The 9,526-nt window shown below is 72.1% G+C and carries 7 protein-coding genes and 1 pseudogene; 6 read left to right on the top strand and 2 right to left on the bottom strand.

Annotated elements, in window-relative coordinates:
• Positions 1 to 500, bottom strand: a pseudogene (locus tag ACFY0T_RS05305) (hypothetical protein); the annotation flags it as partial.
• On the bottom strand, positions 497 to 1,195 hold the full coding sequence (locus ACFY0T_RS05300; protein WP_388864714.1) for an RNA polymerase sigma factor: 699 nt from the start codon (positions 1,193 to 1,195) through the stop codon (positions 497 to 499). The gene ACFY0T_RS05300 and the pseudogene ACFY0T_RS05305, both read right to left, overlap by 4 nt.
• Before the next feature lie 341 nt (positions 1,196 to 1,536).
• On the opposite strand from ACFY0T_RS05300, the gene ACFY0T_RS05295 reads away from it, so the two are divergent.
• The 6 genes from ACFY0T_RS05295 (at position 1,537) to rpmA (ending at position 9,487) form a co-directional block, all read left to right on the top strand.
• Complete coding sequence (locus ACFY0T_RS05295; RefSeq protein WP_388864713.1) at positions 1,537 to 2,085, top strand: GNAT family N-acetyltransferase; 549 nt, start codon at positions 1,537 to 1,539, stop codon at positions 2,083 to 2,085.
• Positions 2,086 to 2,100: 15 nt separating this feature from the next.
• A complete protein-coding gene (locus ACFY0T_RS05290) occupies positions 2,101 to 3,441 on the top strand; it encodes a hypothetical protein (protein ID WP_388864711.1) in 1,341 nt (446 codons plus the stop codon).
• 48 nt (positions 3,442 to 3,489) lie between these two features.
• Positions 3,490 to 4,305: a TIGR03936 family radical SAM-associated protein gene (locus ACFY0T_RS05285; protein ID WP_388864710.1), complete on the top strand. Its 816-nt coding sequence runs from the start codon at positions 3,490 to 3,492 to the stop codon at positions 4,303 to 4,305.
• Between the two features lie 261 nt (positions 4,306 to 4,566).
• On the top strand, positions 4,567 to 8,610 hold the full coding sequence (locus ACFY0T_RS05280) for a ribonuclease E/G (protein WP_388864708.1): 4,044 nt from the start codon (positions 4,567 to 4,569) through the stop codon (positions 8,608 to 8,610).
• 287 nt (positions 8,611 to 8,897) lie between these two features.
• Positions 8,898 to 9,218, top strand: coding sequence for a 50S ribosomal protein L21 (rplU, locus tag ACFY0T_RS05275; RefSeq protein ID WP_028802589.1), 321 nt, complete (start codon positions 8,898 to 8,900; stop codon positions 9,216 to 9,218).
• A 14-nt stretch (positions 9,219 to 9,232) separates the two neighbouring features.
• Positions 9,233 to 9,487 carry a 50S ribosomal protein L27 gene (rpmA, locus tag ACFY0T_RS05270; protein WP_362508206.1) on the top strand — a complete coding sequence of 85 codons (255 nt, stop codon included), beginning with the start codon at positions 9,233 to 9,235 and terminating at the stop codon, positions 9,485 to 9,487.
• The last annotated feature ends 39 nt before the right edge of the window (positions 9,488 to 9,526 follow it).

The raw sequence follows: 9,526 nt of genomic DNA, 5'->3' as shown, positions 1-9,526 counted from the left end.
AGCGCGTGGCTGGCCAGGGTGGTCTTGTCGTCGACGGTCTTCAGGAAGGTGTCGGCCGTCTTGGACTCGATGTAGAGGTACTGGCCGGGCTCGACCGTCGGATGGTCGCCTTCGGCCGCCGCCAGCGAGATCTGGTCGAGCAGCTGCGGCACGCCCTTGGTGGTCGCGGCGCCGACCTGTGTGGTCAGGGCCGGTCCGGTGGCGACGCCGCCGTCCCTGACTCCGCCACCGCCGGACATCGCGCTCCCGGCGACGACCGCCGCCACGGCCGCCCCCATCACGGGCAGCACGATCGCCGGACGCGGCAGCCGGAAACGCCGTGCCTTCACCGGGGCTGCCGTCGCCGAGCGCTCTTCCCGCTGCACGTCGTGAATCTGGGCCATCAGACGCTCCTTGTGGAACTGGTGACGGCCCGTCGGCAGGTCACGCGCCGTCCGGGACAGGAGCTGTGCGCTCTCATCCCACTCGGCCGGGTTCTGCCGGGACGTGTTCGCGTTCATCGGTTTCCTTCCTGTGCGGGCCGGATCGCGTGGGTGTGATCGCCTCTTATCTGTCGGCCGGAGTGGCCGCCTTCCCGTTTCTCGCGCACTTTTCTACGCGCCATTTCGGTGGCGGGGCGCGACGTTTCGGTTGCCGGGCGGACTGTTGCGGCGAAGGGGCGCGCCTCTTCGGCCTCGGCAAGCGCCCGTAGCTTCTTGCGGGCCCGGGAGAGGCGGGAGGCGACCGTGCCCACCGGAATCCCGAGCGCCTCCGCCGCGGCCTCGTAGTCCAGGCCCTCACCCAGGCAGAGCGCGATGACCTCACGCTCCGGTCTGCGCAGCGCGGCGAGGGCGGTGAGGGCCGTCGCGAGGCGCCGCCGGTCGTCGACCCGGTCGGCCACCTCGTCGGCGTGGTCGGGCACCGACAGCTCGGCCGCGGCGGCCGCGTTGGCGGCCGCCCGGTAGCGCCGGTTGCTCCGGTACTGGTTGCGCGCGGTGTTGGTGGCGATGCCCAGCAGCCAGGGCCGCAGGGAGCCGCCCTCGGGGTCGACCTTGCCGCGCAGCCGCCACGCCTCCAGGAAGGTCGCGGCCATCACGTCCTCGGCCGTCGACCAGTCGACGGTCAGCCGGAAGGCATGGTTGTAGACCGCGCGGGCGTAGCTGTCGTAGAGCTCCGCGAACGCGCTCGATTCCCCGGCCCGTACCCGGGTTCGCATATGAGTGCTCACCTCAATGAGCTGTCCAGCACCCCACACCGACTTCCCGTGACCTGCGCCACACTCGGCCTTGATGCCCCCTCCAACCCGACGGGCCCCACGGCGAACTGCAAGTCCGCCCAACCCGACTCGGCCAGGATCGAGGCGCCGGAGCGCTTCTTCTTCCTTCTGGCCGACATGGCGGACGACGGTATCCGTGTCGGCGTGCTCAAGGCCGAGAAGACGGGCGACTGGCCTCTCGGGCCGGCAAGGCAGCCAAGATCTCCAACGTCGCGAGGGCGGCCAAGGCCACCAGGAAATAAGGCCTGCGCGCGGCGCGGCCACCCCGGCACACTGGGCCGATGCCACAGCTGACGCCACCTCATGTCCAGTACCGCGCCTCCTTCTTGGAGGCTGTGCGGGAGAACGTCGCCGAGGGTGAGTTCTTCGGCGACACCCTCGTAAGAGAGCTGAACGTGTACGGGGACACCTGGCACGAGCCGGACGGCTTCGCGCGGTACGTGGCCGCGATCCGCGAGGAGGAGCTCGAGGAGGGGCGCCGCCCGCAGGGGTTCGTGCCGGCCACCTGGTACTGGTACGTGGACGGGGACTCCTACCTCGGGCGCATTCAGATACGACACCGGCTCACGCCCTCGCTGCTCGAACTCGGCGGGCACATCGGCTACGGCGTACGCCCGAGCGCCCGCCGGAAGGGGCACGCCACCGCGATGCTCCGGGACGTGCTGCCGTACGCCCGTGCCCTCGGACTCGGCCGGGTGCTGGTCACCTGCGACACCACGAACATCGGCTCCCGCAAGGTGATCGAGGCGGCCGGCGGGCAGTTCGAGGACGAGCGGGGCGGGAAGCTGCGGTACTGGGTGCCCACCGATCGCATCCATGACGGCGGCTGACGCGTCTACGCAGGTATGGATCTGGAAAAGGCGCCCGCTGAGCGGCCCGTGGCGCAGGCCGAGGGGTGCCTCGCCGTAGCGATCCGCATTCCCGTGCGGATCGTGGTGCTCGTGCTGGTCGTCCCGGTGCGGATGGTGTGGGACGCGCTGGTCGTCGGCGGACGGTTCCTGAGGGACACCGTGCTGCGGCCGGTGGGGCGAGCGCTGGCGTGGGTGGCGTGGGCGGTCTTCGTCTGGCCGTGGCTGACCTTGTGGCGGTACGTCGTCGCGCCGGTCGGCAGGGCGCTGGCGTGGCTCGGGCATGTGCTGCTCGTCGTACCCGCGGTGTGGCTGTACCGCACCGTGCTGACGCCCCTCGGGCACGCCATCGCATGGGCGGCGCAGGGCATCTGGGCCGCTCTCGCCTGGGCGGCGCGGGGGATCGGGGCCGGGATCGCCTGGGTGTTCGGTGGCATCGCGGCCGGGCTCGCGTGGGTGTACGCGCGGCTGCTCACGCCCGTCGGGCACGCCATCGTATGGGTGGCGCGGGGCGTCCGGGCCGCTCTCGCCTGGGCGGCGCGAGGGATCGGGGCCGGGATCGCCTGGGTGTTCGGTGGCATCGCGGCCGGGCTCGCGTGGGTGTACGCGCGGCTGCTCACGCCCGTCGGGCACGCGATCGCCTGGCTGGTCAAGGGCGTGGGGCTGGTGCTCGCGGCCGTCGGGATCGGGGTGTACACGGCGGTTGCCTGGCTGGTGCGATACCTCCTCGTCGTACCGGCCCGTTGGCTGTACGAGTGGGTTCTCGCGCCGGTCGGCAGGGGGATCGCCTGGCTGGCGCGCGGTTTGGTGTGGCTCGTACGGATGATCTTCACCGGGATCGGTGCCGCGGTCTACTGGACGCTGCGCATCCTCCTGGTGCTGCCCGCGCTCGCCGTGTGGCGCTGGGTGCTCGCACCGGTCGGACGCGTCCTCGCCGTCATCGGCAGGGAGATCGGCGAGGCCCTGGGGCACGCCTGGCGCGTCGCCGGACACATCTCGCTCGCCGTCGGGCGGTTGCTCGGACGACTCTGCCGGTGGATCTTCGTGGAGCCGGTGCGCTGGGTGTACCAGGCCGTGCTGACACCCGTCGGGCACGTCGTCCGCGACACGATCCTCAAGCCCGCAGCCGAGGTCGCGCGCAGCGTGGGATGGGCGACACGGCAGGCCCTGGCCGCCGCCCGCGAGTCCGCCCGGCAGGCCCGCGCCGACTTCCGGCGGATGCTCTTCGGCACCCCGCGCGAGCCGGAGCGGTTGCCTTTGACAAAGTCCCGGCGGGAACCACAGCCCGGCGAGACACGTACTCTAGGTAGCAGTACGACCGCTCTCACGAAGGACTGAACGACACTGGGCAAGCGACAGCCCGAAGGCCCGCCGCCCGCACCCGCGGTGCAGCGCATCCGACTGCGCTACACCAAGCGCGGCCGCCTCCGGTTCACCAGCCACCGTGACTTCCAGCGCGCCTTCGAGCGTGCGCTGCGCCGTGCCGAGGTGCCGATGGCGTACTCGGCGGGGTTCACGCCGCATCCGAAGGTGTCGTACGCCAATGCCGCACCCACCGGCACGGGCAGTGAGGCGGAGTATCTGGAGATCGCGCTCACCGAGACGCGTGATCCGGAGAAGCTGCGCGAGCTCCTCGACGAGTCGCTGCCCGCAGGGCTCGACATCATCGACGCGGTCGAGGCCCGTACCTCGGGCCTCGCCGACCGGCTCACCGCTTCCGTGTGGGAGCTGCGCCTCGACGGCGTGGACCCGGCGGAGGCCGAGCGCGCGGTCGAGGCCTTCAAGGCGGCCGATGTCGTCGAGGTGCAGCGCAAGACGAAGAACGGCATGCGGACGTTCGACGCCCGCAGCGCCGTAGCAAGCCTTGAGACCCACAGCAAGACGCACAGCGAGACGCACAGTGAGACGGATAGTCCACAGGCTGATAGGCCGACCGACCAGCCCTGTGCGATACTGCGGCTGGTTGTTCGGCACGTGACGCCTGCCGTACGACCCGACGACGTCCTGTCCGGTCTTCGCGCCGTGGCCGACCTGGCGCCGCCGGTCGCCGCAGCGGTGACCAGGCTGGCGCAGGGGCTGTTCGATGAAGAGACCGGCACGGTGACCGACCCGCTCGCGCCCGACCGCGAGGCAGTCACGGCCGTCCCGCCCTCTCACGAAGAGGCGGTCGCCGAAACTGCCGCCGCGAAGGCGCCGGCGTAAGGAAGGTTCCGCGTAAGGACGGATGTCGTAACGCCGCCCTCGTATCCGGGAGCCACCTGGGTCGGGCAGCGCACCGACCAGAAGACTTTCGCCAGGCCGTACGCACACATGGCGTACGGAACCGGCGAGACAGGACACAGAGAGCTCCCGAGCGGCGCCCGCGCCCCGGACGGCGGCACCGCGCATCGCGCGAGCCGCGGACGTCACCGGCATCGCCGGACCAGGCGCGGCGCCCGGGAGCCTGACGGGAGATCCACCCGCATGCTCGAGCCGACCGAACCCACTGAGGGTTCCGAAAACAACAACACTCCCAGCGACACCCTGCCGCCGCGGCGCCGCCGCCGTGCGGCGTCGCGCCCCGCCGGTCCGCCGGCCGCCGCCTCCGAGGCCGCGGCCGAGACCACCGCGCCGGCCATACCGGCTGTGGCGTCCGCCGACCTCGCGGAGGCCGTGAACGCCGAGGCCGTCGAGACGGTCGTGACCGAAGAGGTTCCCGAGGTCGTGGAGACGGCTGAGGTCGACGAGACCCTGGAGGCGGTGGCCGAGGCCGAGGCCCCCGCTGCCGAGACCGAGGACGCCGCCCCGCGTCGTACGCGTCGTCGTGCCACGCGCCGTGTGTCCGCCCCCGCCGGTGCGCCGGTGGCGGCCGAGGCCGCGGGGACCGTGGTGCCCGCGGTTCCGGCCGAGGTCGAAGAGACGCCGGCTGAGACCCCCGCGGAGACCCCCGCCGCCGTCGCCGTCGAAGAGGCCGCGCCCGCCGGTCGTACGCGTCGTCGGGCGACCCGTCGCGCTTCCGCGCCGACCGGTGCGCCCAAGGCTGCCGAGATCGTCGAGGCCCCCGCGGTCGCCGACGTCACCGAGGCGGTCGAGGAGCCGGTGAGCGCCGGCGTGTCCGCCGAGGCCGAGGCGCCCGCCGCCGAAGAAGCCGCACCCCGCCGTACCACCCGTCGTCGCGCCACCCGGCGCGTCTCCGCACCCGCCGGTGCACCCGAGGGCGACGCCGCCGACGAGCGTGTGGAGGCGCCCGTGACCAGCGAGAGCAAGCCCGCCGAGAGCACCGAGACCGCCGAGGCCGAGACCGCCGAGGACGGCGCCCCGCGTCGGACCCGCCGCCGCGCCACCCGCAAGGCCGCCGTCGCCTCCTTCTCCGCGCCCGCGCCGAAGGAAGCCGAGTCCGCGCAGCGGCCCGCGCGTCCGGCCGTCGCCGTGTTCCAGGCGCCCGTGTTCACCGAGCCGATGTTCCAGACGCCCGAGCGGGCCGCCGCCGCGGCTGCCGCCGAGGCGGCGGAGGAGGCCGAGGCCGCGGAGGCCGAGGAGGTCGCCGAGACCGTCGAGACCGTCGAGGCCCCCGAGGTCGTCGAGGAGGCCGGGCCGCGCCGTCGGCGTCGTCGCCGGGCCGCCGACGAGGAGCCCGCGGCCGCGACCGCGGAGGCCGCCGAGGAGGTCGAGGAGACCGAGGAGCCCGCCGAGGACGCCGTCGAGGGTGAGGAGGGCGAGGAGGAGTCCGCGGGCTCCCGTCGCCGTCGCCGTCGGGGCGGCCGTCGTCGTCGCCGTGGCGAGTCCGCCGAGTCGGAGAGCGAGGCGGGCGAGGACGAGTTCGCCGCCGAGCAGGCCGCGCAGGACGCCGAGGACACCGCCGAGCAGGCCGAGGAAGACGCCGAGGAGGCCGAGGAGCGCGAGGAGGCGGGCGGTGCCGGCTCCAGCAGCAGCCGTCGCCGTCGTCGTCGCCGTCGTCGCGCCGGTGACTCCGGCACCGACGTCGAGCCCACTGAGAACGACCCCGAGCGCACCGTCGTCAAGGTCCGCGAGCCCCGCAGCAAGAAGGACGAGCACCCCTCCGACGAGGTGCAGTCCATCAAGGGCTCGACGCGCCTTGAGGCGAAGAAGCAGCGCCGTCGCGAGGGCCGTGAGCAGGGCCGCCGTCGCGTTCCGATCATCACCGAGGCCGAGTTCCTGGCCCGCCGCGAGGCCGTCGAGCGCGTGATGGTGGTCCGCCAGAGCGGCGAGCGCACCCAGATCGGCGTCCTCGAGGACAACGTGCTCGTCGAGCACTACGTCAACAAGGAGCAGGCGACCTCGTACGTCGGCAATGTGTACCTCGGCAAGGTGCAGAACGTCCTGCCGTCGATGGAGGCCGCCTTCATCGACATCGGCAAGGGCCGCAACGCGGTGCTCTACGCCGGTGAGGTCAACTTCGAGGCGCTGGGCATGGCCAACGGGCCGCGCCGTATCGAGTCCGCGCTGAAGTCCGGCCAGTCCGTCCTCGTGCAGGTCACCAAGGACCCGATCGGCCACAAGGGCGCCCGCCTCACCAGCCAGGTCTCCCTCCCCGGCCGCTACCTGGTCTACGTGCCCGAGGGCTCGATGACCGGCATCAGCCGCAAGCTGCCCGACACCGAGCGCGCGCGCCTGAAGACCATCCTCAAGAAGATCGTCCCCGAGGACGCGGGCGTCATCGTGCGCACCGCCGCCGAGGGCGCGAGCGAGGACGAGCTGCGCCGTGACGTCGAGCGACTGCAGGCGCAGTGGGAGGACATCCAGAAGAAGGCGAAGAACGGCAACGCCCCGACGCTGCTGTACGGCGAGCCGGACATGACCGTCCGCGTCGTCCGCGACATCTTCAACGAGGACTTCTCCAAGGTCGTCGTCAGCGGCGACGAGGCGTGGGAGACCATCCACGGATACGTCTCGCACGTCGCGCCCGACCTGGCCGACCGCCTGTCGAAGTGGACCTCCGAGGTCGACGCCTTCGCGACGTACCGGATCGACGAGCAGCTGATGAAGGCGCTGGACCGCAAGGTCTGGCTGCCCAGTGGCGGTTCGCTGGTGATCGACAAGACCGAAGCCATGGTCGTGGTCGACGTCAACACCGGCAAGTTCACCGGTCAGGGCGGCAACCTCGAAGAGACCGTGACCAGGAACAACCTGGAGGCGGCCGAGGAGATCGTGCGCCAGCTGCGGCTGCGCGACCTGGGCGGCATCGTCGTCATCGACTTCATCGACATGGTCCTGGAGTCCAACCGGGACCTGGTGCTGCGGCGCCTGCTGGAGTGCCTGGGACGCGACCGTACGAAGCACCAGGTGGCGGAAGTGACGTCGCTGGGCCTGGTCCAGATGACGCGCAAGCGCGTCGGACAGGGCCTCCTGGAGTCCTTCTCCGAGACCTGCGTCCACTGCAACGGGCGCGGCGTGATCGTGCACATGGAGCAGCCGACGTCTGTCGGTGGCGGCGGCAAGCGCAAGAAGCGCGGCCGTGGCGGTGTCGAGCAGCCGCTCGAGCACGAGCACGAGGCCGTGGCCGCGGAGATCACCGAGGCGGCTGAGCCTGCCGAGCTCGTCGAGGTGGAGAGCGAGGCCGAGGTGGCGGCCGAGGCCGCCGCGCCCGCCGCGCTGCCCGCGCCGGAGTTCGCGCTGGACGAGGAGCTGTACAGCAGCGCCGCCGAGGCGGAGGCCGCGGCCACCCGTGGCCGTTCGCGGCGCCGGGCGACCCGGCGCGTGTCGGCTCCGGCGGGTGCGCCGAAGGCCGAGGGGCGTCCTCCGACGAAGCGTGAGGAGCGCGCCGAGCGGGCCGCCAAGTCCCGTGAGGCCACCGAGTCCGAGCCCGTCGCGGTCGAGGACCCGGTCGTCGAGATGCCCGAGGCGATCGAAGCGCCCGAGGCGCCCGCGGTCGCGGAGGCCCCCGTACAGGAGGAGGCCGCTCCCAAGGGCCGTACGCGCCGTCGTGCGACGCGCAAGGTGTCGGCCCCGGCTGGTTCGCCGAAGGCGGCCGAGGAGGCCGTGGTGACGGTCACGGAGCCGGTTTCGGCGCCTGTGGCCGAGTCCGTGGCCGCACCGGAAGCTGCCTCGGAGGCCGCCTCGGAGGTTGTCGAGCCCGTGGGTGAGCCTGCCGCCGAGCAGGTCGCCGAGGCGCCCGCCGAGAGCGCCGCCCCGGCCCGTCCGCGCCGCCGTGCCGTCCGCAAGGCCACCGCGCCGACCGCGCCCGAGGAGGCGGCCGTCGTGGTCGTCCCGTCGGCCTCGGCACCGGCGGAGGAGAAGGCGGTGGAGGAGAAGCCGGCGGAGGCTGCCGAGGCGGCCGTGTCCGAGGCTCCGGCCGCCGCCAAGAAGACGGCCGCCCGCAAGACGGCGAAGAAGGCGACGGCGAAGAAGGCCGCCACCAAGAAGACCGCTGCCAAGAAGACGGCCGCCAAGAAGGCCACGGCCAAGAAGGCGACCGCGAAGAAGGCGGCCGCCAAGACGACGGCCAAGAAGACCGCGGCGGCGGAGCAGACCCTGTCCTCCGTCACGGCTTCGACCGACGAGAGCTGAGCCACCGGGGCGCTTCGGCGCCCCGCGGGCCCGGTCGGTTCGACGCCCCCTGTCCGGCGATTCCGCCGGGCCGGGGGCGTCGGCGTGACCGGTGGCACAGCCGCGGGGCCCGACCTGGTTTGACCCTTTCGGTCGCGGCCCCGTAACCTTGACCGTCGGCGTGTCCATAGACGCGCCGCATTCCCGTAAACCTCTTCCTCCCGGCGCTCGGCGCTTCGGGAGAGGCCGTTCGCGCGAGCGCGCGGCTGGACTGCGGGGATTCCGTTCCGAGCGAGAGAGAGATCCGCGTGTACGCCATCGTGCGCAGCGGTGGTCGCCAGCACAAGGTTGCTGTCGGCGACATCGTTGAGGTTGACAAGATTTCCACTGCCAAGGTTGGCGACACGGTCGAGCTCTCGACCCTGCTCGTTGTCGACGGCGACGCCGTGACCAGCGACCCGTGGGTGCTGGCCGGCATCAAGGTCCAGGCCGAGGTCGTGGACCACCACAAGGGCGCGAAGATCGACATCCTTCGCTACAAGAACAAGACCGGCTACCGCCGTCGTCAGGGCCACCGCCAGCAGTACACGGCGATCAAGGTCACTGAGATCCCCGCGGCTGCGAAGTAAGGGACTGAGGAGAGATGGCACACAAGAAGGGCGCATCGTCCACTCGGAACGGTCGCGACTCCAATGCTCAGCGGCTCGGCGTGAAGCGCTTCGGCGGTCAGGTCGTCAACGCCGGTGAGATCCTGGTCCGCCAGCGTGGCACCCACTTCCACCCCGGCACCGGTGTCGGCCGTGGCAAGGACGACACGCTGTTCGCGCTGGACGCCGGTGCGGTCGAGTTCGGCACCCACCGTGGCCGCAAGGTCGTGAACATCGTTCCGGTCGCCTGACCGGTTCTTTCGCGAGGCGGACCTCACTTCCCGGATGGG

Source organism: Streptomyces sp. NPDC001530 (genome assembly GCF_042894545.1).
Classification (GTDB): Bacteria; Actinomycetota; Actinomycetes; order Streptomycetales; family Streptomycetaceae; genus Streptomyces.
Note: the sequence above shows the minus strand (reverse complement) of the source record. Positions and strands in the feature narration are given on the sequence as shown.